Annotated in this window: 22 protein-coding genes; 7 read left to right on the top strand and 15 right to left on the bottom strand. The window is 63.0% G+C overall.

Features of this window, described 5'->3' with window-relative positions; all coding sequences use genetic code 11:
- The first annotated feature begins 87 nt into the window (after positions 1–87).
- A complete protein-coding gene (locus QMX96_RS19140) occupies positions 88–306 on the top strand; it encodes a YgdI/YgdR family lipoprotein (RefSeq protein ID WP_043862052.1) in 219 nt (72 codons plus the stop codon).
- A 44-nt stretch (positions 307–350) separates the two neighbouring features.
- Here QMX96_RS19140 and QMX96_RS19135 read toward each other — a convergent pair whose 3' ends face one another.
- The 7 genes from QMX96_RS19135 to rplM form a co-directional block, all read right to left on the bottom strand.
- Complete coding sequence (locus tag QMX96_RS19135; protein WP_043862051.1) at positions 351–779, bottom strand: ClpXP protease specificity-enhancing factor; 429 nt, start codon at positions 777–779, stop codon at positions 351–353.
- 17 nt (positions 780–796) lie between these two features.
- Positions 797–1414 carry a glutathione S-transferase N-terminal domain-containing protein gene (locus QMX96_RS19130; RefSeq protein ID WP_043862050.1) on the bottom strand — a complete coding sequence of 206 codons (618 nt, stop codon included), beginning with the start codon at positions 1412–1414 and terminating at the stop codon, positions 797–799.
- Between the two features lie 118 nt (positions 1415–1532).
- Complete coding sequence (locus tag QMX96_RS19125) at positions 1533–2312, bottom strand: cytochrome c1 (protein WP_043862049.1); 780 nt, start codon at positions 2310–2312, stop codon at positions 1533–1535.
- Entirely contained in the window at positions 2312–3523 is a 1212-nt protein-coding gene (locus tag QMX96_RS19120) for a cytochrome bc complex cytochrome b subunit (RefSeq protein ID WP_043862048.1), read from the bottom strand. The genes QMX96_RS19125 and QMX96_RS19120 overlap by 1 nt, the downstream gene beginning before the upstream one ends.
- Positions 3523–4116: a ubiquinol-cytochrome c reductase iron-sulfur subunit gene (gene petA / locus QMX96_RS19115; RefSeq protein WP_043862047.1), complete on the bottom strand. Its 594-nt coding sequence runs from the start codon at positions 4114–4116 to the stop codon at positions 3523–3525. Before petA ends, QMX96_RS19120 begins: the two co-directional genes overlap by 1 nt.
- 284 nt (positions 4117–4400) lie before the next feature.
- Positions 4401–4793, bottom strand: coding sequence for a 30S ribosomal protein S9 (rpsI, locus tag QMX96_RS19110; RefSeq protein WP_043862046.1), 393 nt, complete (start codon positions 4791–4793; stop codon positions 4401–4403).
- Positions 4794–4807: 14 nt separating this feature from the next.
- On the bottom strand, positions 4808–5236 hold the full coding sequence (gene rplM / locus QMX96_RS19105) for a 50S ribosomal protein L13 (protein ID WP_043862045.1): 429 nt from the start codon (positions 5234–5236) through the stop codon (positions 4808–4810).
- A 247-nt stretch (positions 5237–5483) separates the two neighbouring features.
- Between rplM and QMX96_RS19100 the strand changes: the two genes are divergently transcribed.
- Together QMX96_RS19100 and QMX96_RS19095 are read left to right on the top strand one after the other, a co-directional pair.
- A complete protein-coding gene (locus QMX96_RS19100; RefSeq protein ID WP_043862044.1) occupies positions 5484–6524 on the top strand; it encodes an NADP(H)-dependent aldo-keto reductase in 1041 nt (346 codons plus the stop codon).
- Between the two features lie 215 nt (positions 6525–6739).
- Positions 6740–7636, top strand: coding sequence for a GlxA family transcriptional regulator (locus QMX96_RS19095; protein WP_167400212.1), 897 nt, complete (start codon positions 6740–6742; stop codon positions 7634–7636).
- An 86-nt stretch (positions 7637–7722) separates the two neighbouring features.
- Here QMX96_RS19095 and zapE read toward each other — a convergent pair whose 3' ends face one another.
- From zapE to QMX96_RS19080, 3 genes are all read right to left on the bottom strand, one after another.
- Positions 7723–8817, bottom strand: a complete 1095-nt coding sequence (gene zapE / locus QMX96_RS19090; RefSeq protein WP_043862043.1) for a cell division protein ZapE — start codon at positions 8815–8817, stop codon at positions 7723–7725.
- Positions 8818–8898: 81 nt separating this feature from the next.
- Positions 8899–10248, bottom strand: coding sequence for a tryptophan--tRNA ligase (locus QMX96_RS19085; RefSeq protein WP_043862042.1), 1350 nt, complete (start codon positions 10246–10248; stop codon positions 8899–8901).
- Between the two features lie 24 nt (positions 10249–10272).
- The gene (locus QMX96_RS19080; RefSeq protein WP_254996629.1) at positions 10273–10908 is read right to left on the bottom strand and encodes an alpha/beta fold hydrolase; all 636 of its coding nucleotides are present in this window, start codon (positions 10906–10908) and stop codon (positions 10273–10275) included.
- Between the two features lie 137 nt (positions 10909–11045).
- Here QMX96_RS19080 and QMX96_RS19075 point away from each other — a divergent pair, with 137 nt between their 5' ends.
- A complete protein-coding gene (locus tag QMX96_RS19075) occupies positions 11046–11477 on the top strand; it encodes a DUF1043 family protein (protein ID WP_043862040.1) in 432 nt (143 codons plus the stop codon).
- Positions 11478–11606: 129 nt separating this feature from the next.
- Here QMX96_RS19075 and mdeB read toward each other — a convergent pair whose 3' ends face one another.
- Positions 11607–14288: an alpha-ketoglutarate dehydrogenase gene (gene mdeB, locus QMX96_RS19070; protein ID WP_123752847.1), complete on the bottom strand. Its 2682-nt coding sequence runs from the start codon at positions 14286–14288 to the stop codon at positions 11607–11609.
- Between the two features lie 25 nt (positions 14289–14313).
- Positions 14314–15510, bottom strand: a complete 1197-nt coding sequence (locus QMX96_RS19065; protein ID WP_282362228.1) for a methionine gamma-lyase — start codon at positions 15508–15510, stop codon at positions 14314–14316.
- Positions 15511–15637: 127 nt separating this feature from the next.
- On the opposite strand from QMX96_RS19065, the gene QMX96_RS19060 reads away from it, so the two are divergent.
- Complete coding sequence (locus tag QMX96_RS19060; protein WP_043861021.1) at positions 15638–16117, top strand: Lrp/AsnC family transcriptional regulator; 480 nt, start codon at positions 15638–15640, stop codon at positions 16115–16117.
- 155 nt (positions 16118–16272) lie between these two features.
- Here the strand turns inward: QMX96_RS19060 and cysN are convergent, their stop codons facing one another.
- The 3 genes from cysN to QMX96_RS19045 form a co-directional block, all read right to left on the bottom strand.
- Positions 16273–18174: a sulfate adenylyltransferase subunit CysN gene (cysN, locus tag QMX96_RS19055; protein WP_088515546.1), complete on the bottom strand. Its 1902-nt coding sequence runs from the start codon at positions 18172–18174 to the stop codon at positions 16273–16275.
- A 14-nt stretch (positions 18175–18188) separates the two neighbouring features.
- A complete protein-coding gene (gene cysD / locus QMX96_RS19050) occupies positions 18189–19106 on the bottom strand; it encodes a sulfate adenylyltransferase subunit CysD (protein WP_058540870.1) in 918 nt (305 codons plus the stop codon).
- A 136-nt stretch (positions 19107–19242) separates the two neighbouring features.
- Positions 19243–20001 carry a Nif3-like dinuclear metal center hexameric protein gene (locus QMX96_RS19045; protein ID WP_043861018.1) on the bottom strand — a complete coding sequence of 253 codons (759 nt, stop codon included), beginning with the start codon at positions 19999–20001 and terminating at the stop codon, positions 19243–19245.
- Positions 20002–20241: 240 nt separating this feature from the next.
- On the opposite strand from QMX96_RS19045, the gene algW reads away from it, so the two are divergent.
- Together algW and QMX96_RS19035 are read left to right on the top strand one after the other, a co-directional pair.
- Positions 20242–21399, top strand: coding sequence for a Do family serine endopeptidase AlgW (gene algW / locus QMX96_RS19040; protein ID WP_043861017.1), 1158 nt, complete (start codon positions 20242–20244; stop codon positions 21397–21399).
- Positions 21400–21556: 157 nt separating this feature from the next.
- Positions 21557–22216 carry an alpha/beta fold hydrolase gene (locus QMX96_RS19035; RefSeq protein WP_043861016.1) on the top strand — a complete coding sequence of 220 codons (660 nt, stop codon included), beginning with the start codon at positions 21557–21559 and terminating at the stop codon, positions 22214–22216.
- Positions 22217–22285: the final 69 nt, after the last annotated feature.

Raw genomic sequence — 22285 nt, 5'->3', positions numbered from 1 at the left:
GCTTCACGCCCTTCGCCGGCCTCGCCGGTGAAGGGCGTGAAGCCGCCGGCGCACCGCAACCCCCACCGACACCCCACAGGAATACCCATGAAGAACGGCCTGTTCGCCACCCTGCTGATCGCTACCTTCGCCACCCTGGCCGGCTGCTCCACCCCAAGCCTGATCACCCTCAATGATGGCCGTGAGTTCCAGGCGGTCGACGCGCCGAAACTCGAACGCAGCTCCGGCTTCTACGAGTTCCAGCAGCTCGACGGCAAACGCACCCGTGTGAACAAGGATCAGGTGCGCACCATCACCGACCTGTAAGCACACAGGCCAAAAAAAAGGCGACCCCGCAAGGTCGCCTTTTTTCATTTCACCACTTTCAGGCTCGGCCGCCCACTTGGCCGCGGCGGCTGCCCGCCACTCGGCGGGCCGTCATCATCCGGCTCGACGCCCTCGTCCTCGAGGTCGTCATCCTCCATCAGTGGCGGCTCGAGTTCGAACACCATGCCCTGGCCATTCTCACGGGCATAGATACCCAGGATGGCGCCGGCAGGCACGTACAGCGTGTGGGCAACCCCACCGAAACGCCCCTCGAAGCTCACAGCTTCGTTATCCATGTGCAAGTGACGCACGGCATTGGGCGACACGTTCAAAACGATCTGGCCATCGCTGGCGAAGCCCTGAGGCACCTGCACCGCGGGGTACTCGGCATTGACCAGCATGTGCGGCGTGCAATCGTTGTCCACGATCCACTCATACAAGGCTCGCACCAGATACGGACGACTGGAGTTCATCAACGGCTCCTTAAAACCTAACGCATATCGCGTTCAGCGGCGGACAGGCTGGCCTTGAAGGCTTCCCGCGCAAACTGACGCTCCATGTAATCGAGCAGCGGCTTGGCTGGCCGCGGCAGTTCGATACCCAATACCGGCAAACGCCACAGTATGGGCAATAGACAACAATCCACCAGGCTTTGCTCCTCACTCAGGAAACAAGGCTTGTCGGCGAACAACGGCGAAACGCCGGTAAGGCTCTCGCGCAGCTCCTTGCGCGCCTGCACGCGGGCAGGCTCCTTGCTGCGCGGGTCGAGAATCAGGTCCACCAGCGAACACCAGTCACGCTGGATACGGTGGATCAGCAGGCGGCTGTTGGCACGCGCCACCGGGTAGACCGGCAACAGCGGCGGGTGCGGGTAGCGCTCGTCGAGGTATTCCATCACCACGGTCGACTCATACAACGCCAGGTCACGATCAACCAGGGTCGGTACGCTGCCATACGGGTTGGCTTCCAGCAGCTTGGGCGGCTGGCGCCCGGCTTCGACACTGATGATCTCGACGCCGACACCTTTCTCGGCGAGAACGATGCGCACCCGATGAGAATAATGATCAGCGGGGTCGGAGTAGCAGGCTAACCGATTGGTCACGCCCATGGGGGTCCTCCTCGCGTGTTGAACTTATGAAATTACAAATGCAAACGCGCCCTGGGGTCCCTCCATACTGCAGAGGGACCCCAGGGCGCGCGTTAAACTAACAGATTTTACCCTGTGATCAGTGCACGTCCTTCCAGTATTCGCGCTTGAGCAGGTAGGCGAACACGAAGAAGAAGGCCAGGTACAGCAGCACGTAGGTGCCGATGCGCTGGCTCTGCAGCTTGACCGGGTTGGCCGAGTAGGCCAGGAAGGTCACCAGGTTCTTGACCTTCTCGTCGAACTGCTCGTCGGTCAGGGTACCGGATTTCGGCACGATGGTCAGCTGATCGCACGCTTCGTGGGTCAGCGGGGCACCGGTGAGCGGGTCAAACTGCTTCTTGCCCTCGACCACGGTCTGGATCTGCTTGCAACCGACCACCTGACGCCCCTGCAGGCCCACCAGCACGTTTGGCATGCCAACGTTGGGGAAGACCTTGTTGTTCACACCCCAAGGGCGTGACGGGTCCTCGTAGAAGGCCCGCAGGTAGCTGTACAGCCAATCGGTGCCGCGTACCCGCGCCACCAGGGTCAGGTCGGGCGGCGCCGCACCGAACCAGGCCTTGGCGTCGGCCGGCTGCATGCCGATGTTCATGTGGTCGCCGATCTTGGCGCCGGTGAACACCAGCTTCTCGAGCATCAGCTCGTGCGGGATGCCCAGGTCATCGGCGACACGCTCGTAACGCTGGAACTTGGCGCTGTGGCAACCCATGCAATAGTTGGCAAAGGTCCGTGCGCCGTCCTGCATGGCGGCCTTGTCGGTCAGGTCGATGTCGACCTTGTCCAGTTCCACGCCGTGTTCGGCGGCGAAGGTCAGCGAAGGCATCACTGCCAGGAGCAATACTGCAAATAGCTTTTTCATCAGCCAGTCACCCTTTCCGGAACCGGTTTGGTCTTCTCGAGCCTGGTGTAGAACGGCATCAGAATGAAGTAGGCGAAATACAGGAAGGTACATACCTGCGACAGCAAGGTGCGACCCGGGGTTGGCGCCAGCACGCCGAGCACGCCCAGGATCACGAAGGAGATGCAGAACACCCACAGCCAGGCCTTGCTCATCCAGCCCTTGTAGCGCATCGACTTGACCGGGCTACGGTCCAGCCATGGCAGCACGAACAGCACCGCGATCGCAGCACCCATGGCGATCACGCCCAGCAGCTTGTCGGGTACCGCACGCAGGATCGCGTAGAACGGCGTGAAGTACCACACAGGGGCGATGTGCTCCGGGGTCTTGAACGCGTTGGCCTGTTCGAAGTTGGGTTTCTCCAGGAAGTAGCCGCCCATTTCCGGGAAGAAGAACACGATCATGCAGAAGACGAACAGGAACACCACCACGCCGACGATATCCTTGACGGTGTAGTACGGGTGGAACGGGATGCCGTCCAGCGGAATGCCGTTCTCGTCCTTTTTCTTCTTGATGTCCACGCCATCCGGGTTGTTCGAACCCACTTCGTGCAGCGCCAGGATGTGCAGCACCACCAGGCCGAGAATCACGATCGGCAGGGCCACCACGTGCAGGGCGAAGAAGCGGTTCAGGGTAATGCCGGAGATCAGGTAGTCGCCACGGATCCACTGGGTCAGGTCGCCGCCGATGACCGGGATGGCGCCGAACAGCGAGATGATCACCTGGGCACCCCAGTACGACATCTGGCCCCAGGGCAGCAGGTAGCCCATGAAGGCCTCTGCCATCAGCGCCAGGTAGATCAGCATGCCGAACAGCCATACCAGCTCGCGTGGCTTCTGGTACGAGCCGTAGAGCAGGCCACGGAACATGTGCAGGTAGACCACGATGAAGAACGCCGACGCACCCGTGGAGTGCAGGTAGCGCAGGATCCAGCCGTATTCGACGTCACGCATGATGTATTCGACCGAGGCGAACGCCTCTTCGGCCGAAGGGGTGAAGCTCATGGTCAGCCACACGCCGGTCACGATCTGGTTGACCAGGACCAGCAGGGCCAGGGAGCCGAAGAAATAGAAGAAGTTGAAGTTCTTCGGTGCGTAGTACTTGCTCAGGTGATCTTCCCACATCTTGGTGGCGGGGAAGCGGGCGTCAACCCAGTCCATGAACTTACTCATCACGCGTTCTCCTGATCGACGCCGACGACGATGATGTCATCCGACTCGTACGAGTGCGGTGGCACTGGCAGATTGAGCGGCGCTGGCTGGGACTTGTAGACGCGGCCGGCGAGGTCGTAGTGGGAGCCGTGGCATGGGCAGAAATAGCCACCCACCCACTTGGGACCCAGGTCGACAGGCGCCACTTCGGGGCGGAAGGTCGGCGAGCAGCCCAGGTGGGTGCACAGGCCGACGAGCACGAGGATTTCCGGCTTGATCGAGCGGTTCGACGGGTCGACGTAGGCCGGCTGCTCCGACGCCTTGGACTCGGGGTCGGAGAGCTCACCGGTGATCTTCTTCAGGTTGCCCAGGATCTCCTCGGTGCGGCGGACGATGAACACGGGTTGGCCGCGCCATTCAGCAATCATCTGCTGGCCGGGCTCCACCTTGGCGATGTTGACCTTGACCGGTGCACCGGCAGCTTTCGCCTTGGCACTGGGAAACCATGACCCTACGAACGGGACCGCAGCCCCCACCGCTCCTGCAGCACCCACCACGGACGTGGCTGCTACCAGGAAGCGACGCCGGCCTGCATTGACGCCGTCATTGCTCATTCAGTCCTCTCCCATCAGCTTTGTGGCCTGTTGCAACAGGCATCTACTAAGTAAATTTCGAACTGCTAAAAATAAATTTCGAACTGCTAAAAATTTGCCGCATGGTAATGAAAAGACCCATCGAAGACAAGGTTATTACCCGGCATAAAGGCTGTATCCCTTATAGCACTTGACCTGCGTCTATGCGGCAAGTTGTCACACAGGGTCGGCAGCCCCTTTTATTCAAGACATAAAAAAAGCCCGGTTCCACCAGGAACCGGGCTTTTTTTGAACGCCGAAGCGAATTAACGCTTGGAGTACTGAGGACGCTTACGTGCTTTACGCAGACCCACTTTCTTACGCTCGACTTCACGAGCGTCACGGGTAACGAAGCCAGCTTTGCGCAGAGCGCCACGCAGGGTTTCGTCGTAGTCCATCAGTGCACGGGTGATACCGTGACGGATAGCGCCCGCTTGACCGCTGACACCACCACCGATGACGGTGACGTAGATGTCGAACTTCTCGGTGGTTTCGGTGAGTTCCAGCGGCTGGCGAACTACCATGCGCGCGGTTTCACGACCGAAGAAGGTCTCGAGGGAGCGGTTGTTGATGGAGATGCTGCCAGTACCCGGACGCAGGAAAACGCGTGCGGTTGCAGTCTTGCGACGGCCAGTGCCGTAATTTTGAGTCGCCGACATAATGAACTATTCCGTTAAATCTTCAGTTCTTGGGGCTGCTGAGCAGTATGAGGGTGTACAGCGCCCGCATAGACTTTCAGCTTACGGTACATGTCGCGACCCAGCGGGTTTTTAGGCAGCATGCCCTTTACCGCGGTCTCGATCACGCGCTCAGGCGCTTTGGCGATCAACTTCTCGAAGTTGATTTCCTTGATGCCGCCCGGGAAACCGGAGTGGGAGTAGTACATTTTGTCCGAAGTCTTGGCACCAGTAACACGTACCTGCTCGGCATTGATCACGACGATGTAGTCGCCGGTGTCAACGTGAGGGGTGTATTCTGGCTTGTGCTTGCCACGCAGACGGCTCGCGATCTCAGTGGCCAGACGACCCAGGGTCTTGCCAGCAGCGTCAACGACGAACCAGTCGCGTTTTACTGTTTCCGGTTTAGCAGTAAAAGTTTTCATTCTTTATAGCCTCAGGGGCCGTCCCGCAATTTTAAGACGGCAGATCTTACTGAATAGTGCGTACTTTGACAAGGTCAAAGGCAGCCGGATACGGACGCTATCGGGGGCTCGGGTCAGCACGTCCAATACTCGGCAAGATTCTTCGGCGGCGGGGCATCACTTCCACTGCTGAGAGAGGTGCAGAATTATCCAGATTGCAGAAAAAATATCAACCTGCTTTTATGCTTCTTTTGCCATGGAGATCGTCATGGAGTATCGCCAGCTGGGTCGCACCGACCTCAACGTGAGTGCATTGTGCCTGGGCAGCATGACCTGGGGCGAGCAGAACGACCAGGCCGAGGGCTTCGCCCAGATCGAACGGGCCAAGGCGGCCGGGATCAATTTCATCGATACCGCGGAGATGTACCCGGTGCCACCGCGCCCGGAAACCTACTCGGCCACCGAGCAGATCATCGGCAACTGGTTCAGCCAGCGCGGCGATCGCGCCGACTGGATCCTGGCCAGCAAGGTGGCCGGCCCCGGCAACGGCATCAGCCACATTCGCGACGGCCAGCTCAAGCACAACCGCCAGCACATCGTGGCGGCCCTGGACGCCAGCCTCAAGCGCCTGCAGACCGACTGGATCGACCTGTACCAGCTGCACTGGCCCGAGCGCAGCACCAACTTCTTCGGCAAGCTGGGCTACCAGCACCTGCCCCAGGACCACTTCACGCCGCTGGAAGAAACCCTCGAAGTGCTCGACGAACAGGTCAAGGCAGGCAAGATCCGCCACATCGGCCTGTCCAACGAAACCCCGTGGGGCACCATGAAGTTCCTGCAACTGGCCGAAAGCCGCGGCTGGCCCCGTGCGGTCTCGATCCAGAACCCGTACAACCTGCTCAACCGCAGCTTCGAAGTGGGCCTGGCGGAAATCGCTATCCGCGAGCAGTGCGGCCTGCTGGCCTACTCACCGCTGGCCTTCGGCATGCTGTCGGGCAAGTACGAGAACGGCGCGCGCCCGGAAAACGGCCGCCTGACCCTGTTCAACCGCTTCTCGCGCTATTCCAACCCGCAGACCGTCGCCGCGTGCAGCCGTTATGTGGCCCTGGCCCGCGAGCACGGCCTGGACCCGGCACAGATGGCCCTGGCCTTCGTGACCCAGCAGCCGTTCGTGACCAGCAACATCATCGGCGCCACCTCGCTGGCGCAACTGGACAGCAACCTGGCAAGCGCCAGCCTGAAGCTCGGTGACGAGCTGCTGGCCGCCATCGATGCGATCCACCAGGACCAGCCCAACCCCGCCCCGTAAAGCGCTGCAACGGTTCCCGCAGCCCGCTGCGGGAACCGAGGGTAGACACAATCGCCAAAAAATAAGACGATCCAGCCGGTGATTGACCACTCTACCCTATAAGAATAACGACAATGATGTTTACCCAACCTACCGCATCGCTGCGGCGCGTCAGCATCCTGGCCATCGACAAGGTATTCGCATCGACCCTGATGCAGGCCAAGGATTTCTTCCACCTGGCCAGCCTGCGCTATGGCAAGCAACTGGGCCTGGGCCTGCAACCGATGTTCGAAACCCGCCTCGTGAGCCCCGACGGGCTGCCCGTGCAGAGCTTCAGCGGCGTGCAGCTACCGGTGGACAGCGGCCTCGAGCAGGCCGACGTAATCATCCTTCCGGCGTTCTGGGACGACTTCGATGCCCTGTGCCAGCGCTACCCCCAGGTACTGCCCTGGCTGCGCGAGCAGCATGCCCGAGGCGCGGTGCTGTGCGGCGAGGCCAGCGGCGTGTTCTGGCTGGCCGAGGCCGGCCTGCTCGATGGCAAGGAGGCCACCACCTACTGGCGCTTCTTCGGCCAGTTCGCCGAACGCTTCCCGAAGGTGTCGCTGAACCAGGACAAGCACCTCACCGATGCCGACAACCTCTATTGCGCCGGCGGCGCCACCTCGGCCTGCGACCTGTACATCTACCTGATCGAGCGCTTCTGCGGGGCCAACGTGGCCCAGGCAGTGGCCCGCGACATCCTCTACGAGGTGCAACGCAACTACACCCCGGGGCGCATGGGCTTTGGCGGACAGAAGCTGCACCAGGACCTGATCATCCTGCAGATCCAGCAGTGGCTGGAGGAACACTTCGCCGACAAGTTCCGTTTCGAGGACGTGGCACGCAACCATGGCATGAGCATCCGCAACTTCATGCGCAGGTTCCAGAGTGCGACGGGGGACAAGCCGCTGCATTATCTGCAACGGCTGCGGATCGAGACGGCGAAGGGCTTGCTGTCAGGGACGCGCAAGAGCATCAAGACCATCAGCTACGAGGTGGGCTATGACGACGCCAGCTTTTTTGCGCGATTGTTCAGGCAGCACACGGAGCTGTCGCCTAACCAGTATCGGCAGCAATTCATGCAGGAGGCCTGAGGGCCTATCGCGGGTCACGCCCGCCCCCACAGGTTCGCTGCAAACCTCTGTGGGAGCGGGCTGAGCCGCGACAGCAGTGACGCGACTTAAGGCTTGTGTGCCCGCGACAGGAACTCGTGGGACTGCATCTCCAGCAAGCGGCTCAGGGTACGCTGGAACTCGAAGCTCAGGCGCCCGCCGGTGTACAGGTCCTTGAGCTCCACTTCAGCCGAGATGATCAGCTTGACGTTGCGGTCGTAGAACTCGTCGACCATGTTGATGAAGCGACGCGCCAGATCGTCGGTGGCCACGCCCATCTGCTCCACGCCGCTGAGCAGCACCGCATGGAAGATCTTGCCCAGTTCGATGTAGTCGTTCTGGCTGCGCGGGCCGTCGCACAGTTCGCGGAAGTCGAACCAGGCCACGTCGTCGCAGGTACGCAGCGCACGGATCTCGCGGTTCTCGATCATCAGCACGTCGTTTTCCACCGCCTGGGTGCATTCCGGCGTCAATGCGCGAAAGCTCTTGCGCAGGCTTTCGTGGGCCGCTTCATTCAGCGGGAAGTGGAACAGCTCGGCCTGCTCCAGGTGACGCAGGCGATAGTCCACGCCGCTGTCGACGTTGACGATGTCGGTGTTCTGCTTGATCAGGGCAATTGCCGGCAGGAAGCGCGCACGCTGCAGGCCGTCCTTGTACAGGCCGTCCGGCACGATGTTGGAGGTGGCCACCAGGGTCACGCCGTTCTTGAACAGCTCCTCCATCAGGGTGCCAAGGATCATCGCGTCGGTGATATCGGACACGAAGAACTCGTCGAAGCAGATCACCCGCGCCTCGTCGGAGAACCGCTTGGCAATGATGGTCAGCGGGTTCTTCTCGCCCTTGAGAGTCTTCATTTCCTCGTGCACGCGCTTCATGAAGCGGTGGAAGTGCGTACGCACCTTCTGCGGGAAAGGCAGCGCCTCATAGAACGTATCGACCAGGTAGGTCTTGCCGCGCCCTACCCCACCCCAGAAATACAGGCCCTTGACGGGCGCCTGCTCTTTCCTGCCGAACAGCTTGCCGAACACACCCGGCTTGCTGTTGTGCGCCGCGACCAGGTCGTCGTACAGGCGCTGCAAGTGACGCACCGCTGTTTCCTGCGCCGCGTCATGGAAGAATTCGGGACGTTTCAGATCTGCTTGATATCGTTCTAGGGGCGTCATAATTCGTTAGCAAGGCAACAAAAGCGGGCCGTCACTGTAGCGACGGCCCCGGGTAATGGCAATCAGACTTGCGATTGACGGTCAGTCCTGCTGGGGCTGCAAGGCAGCGCGCAGGCTCTCGATGGCGGCATCGCGCGCCGTGGCATCGGCGAACTGCGGGCCGTCGGCCACGCACTCGCCTTCCAGCCACAGGCTGAAGCCCAGGCCTTCGTCACGTACATCCAGCGGCTGGCCCAGTTGCAACTGCTTGCTCACCGCACCGGCCGCCTTGCCATCGGCAAAGCTGCGCGACAGCAGCAACTGCTCGCCGTCGGCTGCCAGCAGGCGGAAGCGGAAGCTGCCGTCCTCTTCACGGAAGCTCACGAAGCGTGCCGCCTTGACCGCCTTCTTCCTGGTTTCACCGCTGACCTGAACCGTGCTGCGGAACGAGCGCAGGCCCACTGCTTCGCGCAGTTGCTCAAGAAACGGCGTGGCGATCCTGCGGGCCTTCTGCGCGCCGGCCAGAAGAATGTCCTCCAGGTCCGCCGGGCGGGAAATCAGCTGGTGGTAATGCTCGCGCGGCGCGCTCAACTGGCCGTCGACCAGCTGGAACAGGCGCTGCTTGGCTTCGCCCCAGCCCAGCCCCTGCAGCAGCTCGCTGCGGAAGGCTTCGGCTTGCTCGGCGGTGGCAAAGGCCTGGAACAGGGTGAACAGGTGCGAGTTGTCCGGGTCCTTGGCCTCGCCCGGCGCGCGCGAGTCGGTGACGATGCGCGAGATCGCGTCCTTCATCTCCTTGGCACTGGTGAACAGCGGGATGGTGTTGTCGTAGCTCTTGGACATCTTGCGACCGTCCAGGCCCGGCAAGGTGGCCACGCTTTCCTCGATCAGCGCCTCGGGCATGGCGAAGAAGTCCTTGCCCTGGCCGAACAGGTGGTTGAAGCGCTGCCCGATATCACGGGCCATTTCCACGTGCTGGATCTGGTCGCGCCCCACCGGCACCTTGTTGGCATTGAACATCAGGATGTCCGCCGCCATCAGCACCGGATAGCTGTACAGGCCCATGCTCACGCCCGCATCCGGGTCTTCGCCGCTTTCCAGGTTCTTGTCCACCGAGGCCTTGTAGGCATGCGCGCGATTGAGCAGGCCCTTGGCCGCCACGCAGGTCAGCAGCCAGGTCAGCTCGGGGATCTCGGGAATGTCGGACTGGCGGTAGAAAGTCACGCGTTCCGGGTCCAGGCCGCCGGCCAGCCAGGTGGCGGCGATTTCCAGACGCGAGCGCTGGATGCGCTGCGGGTCGTCGCACTTGATCAGCGCATGGTAGTCGGCCAGGAAGTAGAACGAGTCGACGCCCGGCTGCTGGCTGGCGAGGACCGCCGGGCGGATGGCACCGGCATAGTTGCCAAGGTGCGGCGTGCCCGTGGTGGTGATACCGGTAAGGATACGAGTGGTCATGGGTAATCGCTTATCAGGCTTGTATCAGTTCGAAAGGCGTGGCAGCACCAGATCCTTGAGGTCGGTCAGCTTGCCGTGAAAAAAGTGACCGCATTCTGCCACTTTCAGCAGCTCATGGGGGCGCGCCAGTGCATCGGACCAGGCGTAGACGATCTGCGGATCGATCACCTCGTCGGCTTCGGGCTGGATCACGCTCAAGGCACCTGCCTGCGGCAGACCGTCGGTACCGCCAAGGCGCATCACTGCCGGGGCTACCATGAACAGGTGCTTGAGCGTGACGCCCTGGGCTTCGAGCCGGCCGCCGAGGCTGGCCGCGACGAAGCCGCCGAAGGAGAAGCCCATCAGCGTCAAAGGTAATTCGGGATGTTTTTCGCGCAGCCAGGTTGCAGCGGCCTGTGCATCGTCGACTTCGCCGCTGCCCATGTCATGGCTGCCAGCGCTCTGGCCTACACCGCGGTAGTTGAAGCGCAGGGTGATGTAGCCGGCATCGCGTGCGGTGCGCTGCAGCATCGACACCACCTTGTTGGTCATGGTGCCGCCCTGCACGGGGTTGGGGTGGCACAGCAGGACGATGCCGCGAGGGTCTGCCACGTCCAGGTACAGGGCTTCCAGCTGGCCAACCGGGCCATCGATGAATACGGGGGTTTCGCGGATAAGCAAGGGTGAACTCCGTGACCTCTGGAGGGGTCGACTCGTCTAGCTGATGATTCTGTCTGAGATATTTGCGATCGCTCGCGGTATACAGCGCAGGTCCGAGCCGTTAACGTAAAGCAAAGCCGTTTATAGAGGAAGGACTCGTGGAACTCTCGCTCTTAGTTTGGTTGTTGCCGACCCTGGCCCTGGTAGTGGGTGTAGTCGTTGGTTTCCTGGTCGCCCGCCTCTTGCCCAATGCCGCCCCGAGCAGCACCCAGCGGCAGCTGGACGATATCCAGGAACGTTTTGACAGTTATCAGAGTGAAGTGGTGACCCATTTCAACAGCACCGCGGCGCTGGTCAAGAAGCTGACCCAGAGCTACCAGGAAGTGCAGGACCACCTGGCCGAAGGCGCCAACCGTCTGGCCCTGGACGAACAGACCCGTCAGCGCCTGCTGGCCGCACTGCACTCCGAAGCGCAGGGCCCGCGTGACCGTCTGACCCCGCCCAAGGACACCGAAGTGCCACGCGACTACGCGCCCAAGGCACCGAACACCCCGGGCATGCTGGATGAGCATTACGGGCTCAAGCGCTGATCGCAGCGGCCCCGTCACTGGCATGGCGCGCTCCTGCTGGAGCCGGCCTTGCCGGCGAATGCCACACCCAACCATCCGACACAAAGAAAAAAGGGGCCGATCACCGGCCCCTTTTTTCATCCCCTCACATCAACGATACCAGGGCCCCGCCGCATCCAGCGCCGGATACCTGGCCCGTGCCTGCGCCATCACATCGACCTCCAGCAGCCCGTCATCCACCAGCGCCTGCAAGCTGGCCAGCACCACACTGAAGCGGTCCACCTCGAAGAACTGGCGCAACCGCTGGCGCGTATCGCTGCGCCCGAAGCCGTCGGTGCCCAGCGTCACGTACGGCGCCGGCACGTACTCGGCAATCAGCTGCGGCCAGGCACGTACATAATCGGTCGCGGCAATCACCGGCGCATCCCCCACCAGGCACTGCGCCAGATGGCTGCTGCCGCCCAGCCCCAGACGCTGCCCGCGCTGCACATCCCGTGCATCACGCGCCAGTTCGCTGAAGCTGGTCACACTGAACACCTCGCTGGCGATGCCCCAGTCCGCCGCCAGCAGCTCGCTCGCGGCGATCACCTCGCGCAGGATCGCCCCGGAGCCCAGCAGGCGAACCCGCCCCAGGGCATGCTCCACCGGCTGTTCGGCAAACCGGTACATCCCGCGCAACACTGCCGCATGTGCTTCAGGTGGCAGGGAGGGGTGTGGATAACTTTCATTCATCACCGCCACATAGTGAAACTCGTCGCACTGCTCCACCAGCATGCGCCGCGCCGCGTGTTCCAGAATCACCGCCAGTTCGCCGGCAAAGCACGGCTCCCAGGCGCGGCAGTTGGGCACCATGGCCGCCATCACCAGGCTCGAGCCATCCTGGTGCTGCAAGCCTTCGCCGCCCAAGGTGGTGCGCCCTGCCGTGGCCCCCAGCAGCAGGCCCCGTGCACGCTGGTCGGCCGCCGCCCATATCAGGTCGCCGACCCGCTGGAAGCCGAACATCGAGTAATAGATGTACACCGGCAACATCGGCTCGCCATGCACCGCATAGGAGGTGGCCGCCGCTACCCAGGACGACAGGGCCCCGGCCTCGGTGATGCCCTCCTCCAGCAACTGACCATCGCGCGACTCCCTGTAGGAGAGCAGCGAACTGGCATCTTCGGGTTCGTAACGCTGCCCATGGGGCGAGTAGATGCCGATCTGCCGGAACAGGCTGGCCATGCCGAAGGTGCGCGCTTCATCGGCGACAATCGGCACCACCCGCGGCCCCAGTTCCGGGGCCTTGAGCCAGGCACCGAGCATGCGCACCGCAGCCATGGTGGTGGACATCTCCTTGCCCTCGGCGTGCAGCGCAAAACCGCCCATCACCTCCAGCGCCGGTACCGGCAGCGTGCGCGCCTGGGGCCGCCGCGACGGCAGGCTGCCGCCCAGGGCATTGCGTCGCTCGCGCAGGTAGCGCATCTCCCGGCTGTTTTCGTCTGGCCGGTAGAACTGCAACTGCTCAACCTGCGCATCGCTCAAGGGCAGGTGGAAGCGGTCACGGAAGGCCAGCAGCGCCTGCACGTCGAGCTTCTTGGCCTGGTGCGCGGTCATGCGCGACTCGCCGGCCGCACTCATGCCGTAGCCCTTCTTGGTCTTGGCCAGGATCACCGTCGGCCGGCCCTTGCACGCCTTGGCGGCGGCAAAGGCGGCATACAGCTTGCGAAAATCATGGCCACCGCGCTTGAGCGCGTTGATCTCGGCCGAGCTCATGTGCTCGACCAGGCGCTGCAAGGCCGGGTGCTGGTTGAAGAAGTGTTCGAGGTTGTAGGCGCCGTCATTGGCCCCCAGGGTCTGGAACTGGCCGTCGGGGGTTGCCGCCAGCTGGCGCAGCAGCACGTGCTCGCTGTCGCGGGCAAACAGCGCATCCCATTCCGAGCCCCACAACACCTTGATCACGTTCCAGCCGGCGCCGCTGAACAGCGACTCCAGCTCCTGGATGATCTGGCCATTGCCACGCACCGGACCATCCAGGCGCTGCAGGTTGCAGTTGACGATGAAGGTCAGGTTGTCGAGTTGCTCACGGGCCGCCAGCGTCAGCCCGGCGATGGATTCGGGCTCGTCCATCTCGCCATCGCCGAACACGCCCCACACATGGCGCTGCGCGGTATCGGCCAGGCCGCGGTGCTGCAGGTAGCGCATGAAGCGCGCCTGGTACACGGCGTTTAGCGGGCCGATGCCCATCGACCCGGTGGGAAACTGCCAGAAGTCGGGCATCAGCCACGGGTGCGGGTAGGAGCACAGGCCATCGCCTGCGACCTCCTGCCGATAGCTGGCCAGCTGAGCCTCGCTCAGGCGCCCTTCAAGAAAGGCCCGGGCATAGATGCCGGGCGCCGAGTGTGGCTGGAAGAACACCAGGTCGGCCGTGCGCTGCTCGCCGCCCTCCTCGCCGCGAAAAAAATGCTGAAACCCCACCTCGAAGATCTCTGCGGCCGAAGCGTAACTGGCGATGTGCCCGCCCAGGTCACCGTAGGCATGGTTGGCACGCACCACCATCGCCAGGGCATTCCAGCGCAGGATGCTGGTGATGCGCTCGTCCAGTTCCAGGTCGCCCGGGTAGGCGCCCTGATGTTCGAGCGACAGGGTGTTGCGGTACGCCGAGTACGGCTGGGCACCACGCTCCAGGCCCAGTTCGCGGGCATGCGCCTCCAACTGTTCGAGCAGAAACCGCGCGCGGGCCGGGCCGCAGTGCGCCAGGGTCGACTCCAGCGCCTCCAACCACTCTGCAGTTTCGCCAGGGTCGCTGTCACCGGGCACGCCGTCGCCAGGCACAAGGTTCATCATTGCCACCATTGCATTGACCTCATCCGTGACGGGTTCAGGCACTCGCCTTGAGTGCCTGTTGCACATCGGCCAGCAGGTCGTCGATGTCTTCCAGCCCCACCGACAACCGCACCAGCCCCTCGGAGATGCCGTAATGCGCACGCTCCTCTGGGGTATAGCTGGAATGAGTCATGCTTGCCGGGTGCTGCGCCAGCGACTCGGCATCGCCCAGGCTCACCGCCCGGCTGAACAGTTGCAGGGCGTTCATGAACCGCCGCCCTGCACCGATGCCGCCCTTGAGTTCGAAGGCGATCATGCCGCCCGGCTGGCTCATCTGCTGGCGGGCCAGGGTGTACTGCGGGAAGCTCGCCAGGCCCGGGTAATGGATCAGCTCCACCTGCGGCTGCCCGGCGAGGAACTCGGCCAGCACCTGAGCGTTGGCGCAGTGGCGGTCCATGCGCAGGTTGAGGGTCTTGATGCCGCGCATCAGCAGTGCGGCGTCATGGGGCGAGAGCACCGCACCGGTCATGTCCTTGAGGCCCTGCAGGCGTATACGGTCCACCAGTGCCTGGCTGCCCACCACAATGCCAGCAGTGATGTCGCCATGGCCGCTCAGGTACTTGGTGGCCGAATGCACCACCAGGTCGGCGCCCAGCTCCAGTGGCCGCTGCAGGTACGGCGTGCAGTAGGTGTTGTCGACCACCACGGTCGCGCCGTGCTTGCGCGCAATCTTCGCCACGCCGGCGATATCGGCCATGTGCATGTTGGGGTTGGCCGGCGACTCGAAATAGATCACCCGGGTGGCCGGCGTCATGGCCGCCTCCAATGCCTGCAGGTCGGCCATGTCCACATGACGCAGCTTGACCCCGAACTCGCCGATGCCGTGGTGCAGGAAGGCAAAGGTGCAGCCGTACAGGGTGTTGCCCAGCAGCACCTCGTCACCGAGGCGCAGCAGTGTCCATAGCGTGGACGTGATCGCCCCCATGCCCGAGGCCAGCGCCAGCCCGGCCTCGCCGCCTTCCAGCGAGGCCATGCGTGCTTCCAGCAGGTTGAGGGTGGGGTTGGAGATGCGGCTGTAGAAATGCCCGGCCTGCTCGCCGGCAAAGCACGCAGCGCCGTATTCCACTGTGGGGAAGGTGAACGTCGCGGTCTGGTAGACCGGTGGCACCAGTGCGCCGCCATGGTCCTGGGGGTCGTAGCCATGGTGAATGGCGCGGGTGGCAAATCCTGGGAGCTTGTTGGAGCCGTGCATGGCAACCGCCTCTTGTGGTTTGTTATAAGCTTATTCCACAGACCGGCTTAAATTTTTCCAAATACGCCTACGAAAAGCGCCGCTCACTGACATAAAAACAACAAGAACAGGCTATGGAGGGCAAGACATGCCTAGCGCCATCGACCGTACCGACCGCGCACTGCTGGCCGCGCTGCAAGACAACGCCCGACTGACCGTGGCCGAGCTCGCCGACAGCGTCGCCCTGACCACCTCGCCGTGCTGGCGGCGGGTCAAGCTGCTGGAGGAGTCGGGCTACATCACCGGCTATCAGGCCATCCTGTCACCCAAGGCACTGGGCTTCGGAGTGACCGCCTTCGTCAGCATCATGATGGATTCGCACAGCAAGGAGATGGCCCGGGCATTCGAGCAGCGGCTGATGGATATCCCCGAAATCGTGGCGTGCCACAACATCTCCGGGCGCTATGACTTCCTGCTGGAGATTCTGGCGCGGGATCTGGAGTCGTTCGGCGAGTTCACCCGCGAGGTACTGCAGCGGCTGCCGGGGGTGAAGGAGATCTATTCGAGCTTCTCGTTCAAGGCGGTGAAGGAGAAGCGGGTGATTCCGGTGGCACAGAAGCATATTTGAAGCGGCGTGTCCGCTGGGCACTTCCCCGGCAAGGCCTGCTCCTGCATGGCCTTGCGCTCACCGTAGGAGCCGGCCTTGCCGGCGAAGCGGCCAGCCGCCACAAAAAAGCCCGCGATGGCCTTCACCATCGCGGGCTTTTCATTCAGCAGCAGCGCTTAGATCGCGCCACGCTTGCGCAGCAGTTCCAGTACCTGCTTGACGCCCTCTTCCACGCCAACGCTCTGGGTGTCGATCACCAGGTCCGCATCCTGCGGCACGTCATACGGGAAGCTCTCGCCCGGGATGTTGTCGCCACCGGCCGCGTACAGCCCCTGCGGATCACGCTCACGGCACACCAACGGCGAAGCCTGGACGTAAACGGTCAGCAAGCGCTCCTTGCCGATCAGCGCCTTGGCCTGTTCACGGCCTTCGGCATCCGGTGCCACGAACGCGGCCAGGGTCAGCAAGCCCGCTTCGTTGAACTGACGCGCCACATGCGCAGCACGACGCCAGTTCTCGGTACGCCCGGCACGGTCCTGCGGCAGGCCTTTGTTCAGGTCATGGCGCAGGTTCTGCCCATCGAGCACGTACACCGCACGGCCCATGTCGAACAGCTTGCGCTCAACGGCATACGCCAGGGTGCTCTTGCCCGCGCCCGACAGGCCGCTGAACAGCACGGTGGCCGGCTGCTGGCCGAAGCGCAAGGCACGCTCCTCGGTGGTCACGTGGGCCTGCCTGCCATGCTGGCCGGTGCTGCCGTGAGGCAGTACCGGTGGCGCGATGATCATGCCCGCGCCCACGGTGCCGTTGGTCAGGCGGTCGATGATGATGAACGCGCCGGTGGTGCGGTTGCTGTCGTAGCCGTCCAGCGCGATCGGAGCGTCCAGGCTCACCTTGACCTTGCCGATCTCGTTGAGCTGCAACGCGCTCGCAGCGCCCTGTTCCAGGGTGTTCACATCGACCTTGTGGGCGATGCTGGCAATCGAGCCCGGCACGTAGCTGGTGGCGCGCTTGATGTCGTATTTCTTGCCCGGCAGCATCGGCTCTTCGGCCATCCACACCAGCATGGCGTCGAACTGGTCGGTCACCGGCGGGACGTTGTCGGCATGCACCAGCAGGTCGCCACGGGAGATGTCGATCTCGTCTTCCATGGTCAGGGTCACGGCCTGGCCCGGGCCGGCCTGCTCCAGCTCACCTTCGTAGGTGACGATGGACTTCACGCGGCTGCTCTTGCCCGAAGGCAGCACCACGATCTCGTCGCCCTTGTGTACCACGCCACTGGCCAGGGTGCCGGCAAAGCCACGGAAGTTCAGGTTGGGACGGTTGACGTACTGCACCGGAAAACGCAGGTCGGTGAAGTTGCGGTCGGCCGCCACTTCCACGGTTTCGAGGATTTCCATCAGCGCAGGGCCGGTGTACCACGGCGAACGCTCGCTGCGGTTGACCACGTTGTCGCCCTTGAGCGCCGACATCGGCACGAAGTGCAGGCTGCTGGGGGTCATGTTGATGGCTTCGGCAAACTTCAGGTAGTCGGCCTTGATGCCTTCGAACACGTCCTGGTCGAAGCCCTTGAGGTCCATCTTGTTCACGGCCACGACGATGTGCTTGATGCCCAGCAGCGAAGCGATGTAGCTGTGCCGGCGGGTCTGGGTCTGCACGCCGTAGCGCGCGTCCACCAGGATGATCGCCAGGTCGCAGGTGGACGCACCGGTGGCCATGTTGCGGGTGTACTGCTCGTGGCCCGGGGTGTCGGCGATGATGAACTTGCGCTTGGCCGTGGAGAAATAGCGGTAGGCCACATCGATGGTGATGCCCTGCTCGCGCTCGGCCTGCAGGCCGTCGACCAGCAATGCCAGGTCGATGTCGTCACCGGTGGTGCCGACTTTCTTCGAATCGCGGGTAATGGCTTCCAGATGGTCTTCGTAGATCATCTTGGAGTCGTGCAGCAGGCGCCCGATCAGGGTGCTCTTGCCGTCGTCGACGTTACCGCAGGTCAAGAAGCGCAGCAGTTCCTTGCGTTCGTGCTGGGCCAGGTAGGCGAGGATGTCCTCGCTGATCAATTCGGATTGGTGCGACATGGTCTGACCCTAACTTAGAAATAGCCCTGACGTTTCTTGTCTTCCATGGAACCTGCGCCATCGTGGTCGATGACGCGGCCCTGGCGCTCGGAAGTGCGCGTCAGGAGCATTTCCTGAATGATGTCGGTCAGGCTCTCGGCCTCCGACTCCACCGCGCCCGTCAACGGGTAGCAGCCAAGGGTACGGAAACGCACTTTCTTCTTGACGATGCGAGCCTTCTCTTCATCCGAGAGGTGCTCCAGGATGCGCTCGTCATCGATCATGATCAGGGTGCCGTTCTTCTCGATCACTTCGCGCTCGGCTGCAAAGTACAGCGGCACGATCGGGATGCCTTCGAGGTAGATGTACTGCCAGATATCCAGCTCGGTCCAGTTCGACAGCGGGAACACGCGAATCGACTCGCCCTTGTTGACCTTGCCGTTGTACACGTTCCACAGCTCTGGGCGCTGGTTCTTCGGGTCCCAGCGGTGCTTGCTGTCACGGAACGAGTACACACGCTCCTTGGCCCGCGACTTCTCTTCGTCGCGGCGCGCGCCACCGAAGGCGGCGTCGAAGCCGTGCTTGTCGAGCGCCTGCTTGAGGCCCTCGGTCTTCATGATGTCGGTGTGCTTGGCACTGCCGTGGGTGAACGGATTGATGCCCTGGGCAACGCCATCGGGGTTGACGTGGGTGATCAGCTCCAGGCCCATTTCCTCGACCATCTTGTCGCGGAAGCTGTACATCTCCTGGAATTTCCACTGGGTGTCGACGTGCATCACCGGAAACGGCAGCTTGCCCGGGAAGAAGGCCTTGCGTGCCAGGTGCAGCATCACGGCCGAATCCTTGCCGATCGAGTACAGCATCACCGGGTTGTCGAACTCGGCGGCCACCTCACGAATGATGTGGATGCTCTCCGCCTCCAACTGTTTCAAATGCGTCAGCTTGTCGACCATGGCTACTCACGGAAAATCAATCTTATGGACGGCCAGCGGGCCGTGTTCGAGCGGGCCACTTTATCACAGCACCCGATTCTATTTAGGCAGGCTACTAGAACGAAACAGTATAAGAATATGCCTTGGCGTTTTAGCCTCAGATCGGGTTCGGGCAGTCGATGAACAGGTGTTCCAGAGCGAATCGACGTGCCAGGTAATCGCCCAGCGCCTGCACCCCGTAACGCTCGGTGGCGTGGTGGCCGGCGGCGATGAAGCTGATGCCGTTCTCGCGAGCACTGTGGAAAGTCTGTTCCGACGCCTCGCCGCTCAGGTACAGGTCGACCCCTGCGGCAATCGCCTGGTCGATGTAGCCCTGGCCGCCGCCGGTGCACCAGCCCACCCGGCGAATGACCTCGTCGCCTTCGATCAGCAGCGGCTCGCGGCCCATCACGTCGCTGACCTTGCGCGCGAAATCCCGCGCCGACATCGGTTCGGCCAGCGAGCCCACCAGGCCCACCACCCGCGGGTTGGCCGGGTCCAGCGGGCCCTCGACGGTGATGTCCAGCTGGCGCGCCAGCTGCACGTTGTTGCCCACCTCGGGGTGCAGGTCCAGCGGCAGGTGGTAGGCCAGCAGGCTCAGGTCGTGTTTGAGCAGGGTCTTGAGGCGGCGCTGCTTCATGCCGGTGATGCAGGGGTTCTCACCCTTCCAGAAGTAGCCGTGGTGCACCAGCACCAGGTCGGCGCCCGCCTCGACCGCAGCGTCCAGCAATGCCTGGCTGGCGGTGACGCCGGTGACGATACGCGACACCTGCGGGTTGCCCTCGACCTGCAGGCCGTTGGGGCAGTAGTCCTGGATTTTTGCGCTGCCAAGGTAGCGATCGGCTTCCTCGACCAGGGTGCTCAGGGCAACAGCCATGCAAAGACTCCTCAATTCAGCGGTTCAGCGTGGCACAAGGCCTCGTATAATGGCCGCCATTATGAGCCGTCGACCGTTTTTGGGGAAACCGACGGCAACTGCCCGGGGGCGCGGCGCCATGACCGTCATGGCTCGACGTGATTTAGCAGTTCCTGCACGGGCCTTGCCGCAGTATGATCGCGCGCGTTCATCTACTCCCCACTGCGGCATCGGCTCTGGCCACCTCCCAGGATCCATCTCATGTTCAAGGCTCTGCGTTACTTTGCCTGGCCACTGGTCACCGGCGTACTGATCGCCCTGCTGGTCATCCAGCAATTTCCCCAATGGGTCGGCCTGCCCAGCCAGGACGTCAACCTGCAGCAGGCGCCGCAGACCACGCGGCTGATGCAGGGCCCCGTGTCGTATGCCGATGCGGTGAGCAATGCGGCCCCCGCAGTGGCCAACCTGTACACCACCAAGGTGGTCAACAAGACCGCGCACCCGCTGTTCGAAGACCCACAGTTCCGCCGCTTCTTCGGTGACAACCTGCCCAAGCAGCGGCGCTGGGAATCGAGCCTGGGCTCGGCGGTGATCATGAGCCCGGAGGGCTACCTGCTGACCAACAACCACGTGACCTCCGGCGCCGACCAGATCGTGGTGGCGCTCAAGGACGGCCGCGAGACCCTGGCACGGGTGATCGGCAGCGACCCGGAAACCGACCTGGCCGTGCTCAAGATCGACCTCAAGAACCTGCCCTCGATCACCATCGGGCGCTCGGACAACATCCACATCGGTGATGTGGCGCTGGCCATCGGCAACCCGTTCGGCGTCGGCCAGACCGTGACCATGGGCATCATCAGCGCCACCGGGCGCAACCAGCTGGGCCTGAACAACTACGAAGACTTCATCCAGACCGACGCGGCCATCAACCCGGGCAACTCCGGTGGCGCGCTGGTGGATGCCAATGGCAACCTGACCGGCATCAACACCGCGATCTTCTCCAAGTCCGGCGGCTCGCAAGGCATCGGCTTCGCCATCCCCACCAAGCTGGCGCTGGAGGTGATGAAGTCGATCATCGAGCATGGCCAGGTGATTCGCGGCTGGCTGGGCATCGAGGTGCAACCGCTGAGCCAGGAGCTGGCCGAGTCGTTCGGCATGCAGGGCCGGCCAGGCATCGTGGTGGCGGGCATCTTCCGCGACGGGCCGGCGCAGAAGGCCGGCCTGCAGCTGGGTGACGTGATTCTGAGCATCAATGGCGAACCGGCCGGCGATGGTCGGCGCTCGATGAACCAGGTGGCGCGGATCAAGCCCAACGACAAGGTGGCCATCGAAGTGGTGCGCAACGGCAAGCCGCTGAAGCTGATCGCCGAGATCGGCCTGCGTCCACCGCCTGCACCCGCGCCCAAGGAAGAGGACTGACCCCTGGCCGCGCCGGCCTGACGCCGCATCGGCGCAGCACCGGGGTGCGGCGGGTGATTGGCACAACCGACTGTTCTGTGACAGCCTTGCACGCAACGCCAGCGATGCCTTTCTTCAAGCACGCACCCCGGCCTGCGTGCACTTTTTCGGAGCAGTCATGACCAATCCCCTGATTCTCGAACCCCAGAAAACCGCCGACGCCTGTGTCATCTGGCTGCATGGCCTGGGCGCCGACCGCTATGACTTCATGCCGGTGGCCGAAGCCCTGCAGGAAGTGCTGCTGAGCACGCGCTTCGTGATGCCGCAGGCACCCACCCAGCCAGTCACCATCAACAATGGCTACGCCATGCCCAGCTGGTACGACATCAAGGCGCTGACGCCGGGTGCACGCGCCATCGACGAAGCGCAACTCGACGCCTCGGCACAGGCAGTCATCGACCTGATCAAGCAGGAACAGGCCAAGGGCGTCGCCCTGTCGCGCATCATCCTGGCCGGCTTCTCCCAGGGCGGTGCAGTGGTTCTGCACACCGCCTATGTAAAGTGGCAGGAGACGCTGGGCGGGGTAATGGCCCTTTCCACCTACGCCCCGACCTTCACCGACAGCACCGTGCTCAGCGCCAGCCAGCAGCGCATTCCGGCGCTGTGCCTGCACGGCGTGTACGACCCGGTGGTCATCCCGTCCATGGGGCGTGCCGCCTTCGAGTACCTGAACAGCTGGGGCGTCACCGTGCAGTGGAAGGAATACCCGATGGAACACGCCGTGCTGCCCGAGGAAATCCAGGACATCGGCGCCTGGCTGATCGAGCGTCTGCGCTAAAAAACGCCTTGCCTGTAGTTGTCGGAGCAATCCACTACGCCGCGCCCGAATCTTGCATTACACTGGCCG

Origin of the sequence: Pseudomonas sp. PS01300, assembly GCF_029960155.1 — a bacterium.
GTDB classification, from domain to species: domain Bacteria; phylum Pseudomonadota; class Gammaproteobacteria; order Pseudomonadales; family Pseudomonadaceae; genus Aquipseudomonas; species Aquipseudomonas palmensis.
Note: the sequence above shows the minus strand (reverse complement) of the source record. Positions and strands in the feature narration are given on the sequence as shown.

Bases quoted from the DNA above. Each gene is read 5' to 3' on its own strand.
- QMX96_RS19140 (WP_043862052.1), top strand. From the start codon at position 88: ATGAAGAACGGCCTGTTCGCCACCCTGCTGATCGCTACCTTCGCCACC.
- QMX96_RS19135 (WP_043862051.1), bottom strand. From the start codon at position 779: ATGAACTCCAGTCGTCCGTATCTGGTGCGAGCCTTGTATGAGTGGATC.
- QMX96_RS19130 (WP_043862050.1), bottom strand. From the start codon at position 1,414: ATGGGCGTGACCAATCGGTTAGCCTGCTACTCCGACCCCGCTGATCAT.
- QMX96_RS19125 (WP_043862049.1), bottom strand. From the start codon at position 2,312: ATGAAAAAGCTATTTGCAGTATTGCTCCTGGCAGTGATGCCTTCGCTG.
- QMX96_RS19120 (WP_043862048.1), bottom strand. From the start codon at position 3,523: ATGAGTAAGTTCATGGACTGGGTTGACGCCCGCTTCCCCGCCACCAAG.
- petA (WP_043862047.1), bottom strand. From the start codon at position 4,116: ATGAGCAATGACGGCGTCAATGCAGGCCGGCGTCGCTTCCTGGTAGCA.
- rpsI (WP_043862046.1), bottom strand. From the start codon at position 4,793: ATGTCGGCGACTCAAAATTACGGCACTGGCCGTCGCAAGACTGCAACC.
- rplM (WP_043862045.1), bottom strand. From the start codon at position 5,236: ATGAAAACTTTTACTGCTAAACCGGAAACAGTAAAACGCGACTGGTTC.
- QMX96_RS19100 (WP_043862044.1), top strand. From the start codon at position 5,484: ATGGAGTATCGCCAGCTGGGTCGCACCGACCTCAACGTGAGTGCATTG.
- zapE (WP_043862043.1), bottom strand. From the start codon at position 8,817: ATGACGCCCCTAGAACGATATCAAGCAGATCTGAAACGTCCCGAATTC.
- QMX96_RS19085 (WP_043862042.1), bottom strand. From the start codon at position 10,248: ATGACCACTCGTATCCTTACCGGTATCACCACCACGGGCACGCCGCAC.
- mdeB (WP_123752847.1), bottom strand. From the start codon at position 14,288: ATGGTGGCAATGATGAACCTTGTGCCTGGCGACGGCGTGCCCGGTGAC.
- QMX96_RS19065 (WP_282362228.1), bottom strand. From the start codon at position 15,510: ATGCACGGCTCCAACAAGCTCCCAGGATTTGCCACCCGCGCCATTCAC.
- QMX96_RS19060 (WP_043861021.1), top strand. From the start codon at position 15,638: ATGCCTAGCGCCATCGACCGTACCGACCGCGCACTGCTGGCCGCGCTG.
- cysN (WP_088515546.1), bottom strand. From the start codon at position 18,174: ATGTCGCACCAATCCGAATTGATCAGCGAGGACATCCTCGCCTACCTG.
- cysD (WP_058540870.1), bottom strand. From the start codon at position 19,106: ATGGTCGACAAGCTGACGCATTTGAAACAGTTGGAGGCGGAGAGCATC.
- QMX96_RS19045 (WP_043861018.1), bottom strand. From the start codon at position 20,001: ATGGCTGTTGCCCTGAGCACCCTGGTCGAGGAAGCCGATCGCTACCTT.
- algW (WP_043861017.1), top strand. From the start codon at position 20,242: ATGTTCAAGGCTCTGCGTTACTTTGCCTGGCCACTGGTCACCGGCGTA.
- QMX96_RS19035 (WP_043861016.1), top strand. From the start codon at position 21,557: ATGACCAATCCCCTGATTCTCGAACCCCAGAAAACCGCCGACGCCTGT.